General features: G+C 78.0%; 1 pseudogene. It reads right to left on the bottom strand.

Going from position 1 to position 656, the window contains the following annotated elements:
* Positions 1 to 256: 256 nt before the first annotated feature.
* Positions 257 to 656, bottom strand: a pseudogene (locus FA014_RS20905) (DNA polymerase III subunit gamma and tau); the annotation flags it as partial.

Raw genomic sequence — 656 nt, 5'->3', positions numbered from 1 at the left:
ACACGCGGCGATCGCCTCGACCTGCCGCTGCTCACCGGTGCGCGGCGCCCCACCGAACGCCACCACGGGGTCGGGCCCGTAGTCGGTCAGGCAGACACCGTCGGGCCCGTAGACCGGCAGCACCAGGTCGGCGAGGGTGTCGCCGTCGGGGTGTTCCTGCAGGTCAACCATGCAAGAACGCTACCGGCGACCACTGACACGCCCCCGGCCCGGGGCCACTCACGGACTCGCGCCGGGGCGTCGGGTCCGGTCGAGGTCAGTAGCCCTCGTCGACCGGCTCGTCGATGACGGTCGCGCCGAGCGCCTGCGCGAGCAGCGGGATGCCCGAGAGCGTGCTGGAGCCGATGTCCGGGTCGTCCATCGACGGCTCGTCGTCGGCCCAGGTCACCCGCGGTGCCGCGGCCGCCGTGCCACCGGCGGCGGCAGCGCGAGCGGCGGCCCGCACGCGATCGGCGCCGCTCGTGGGCGCCTGCGTCGGCGCCGGCGCGGTCGGGCGCCCGGGTGCCGCGTACGGGTCCGGTCCGGGATCCGGCGGGAGCGGGACGTCACGTGCCCAGTCGTCGTCCGGCGGCTCGGGGGCGCCCGGGTCGTCGGGGTGGTCCCAGGGCGGCGGCGCGCCGGGGTCGGTGGGCGCCGGGCGTGCGGCGGGACGCGCG

The sequence above is a fragment of the Cellulomonas hominis genome, from assembly GCF_005239125.1.
Classification (GTDB): domain Bacteria; phylum Actinomycetota; class Actinomycetes; order Actinomycetales; family Cellulomonadaceae; genus Cellulomonas; species Cellulomonas hominis_A.
The sequence above is the reverse complement of the archived record's forward strand: the minus strand, read 5'-3'. Positions and strand labels throughout refer to the sequence as shown.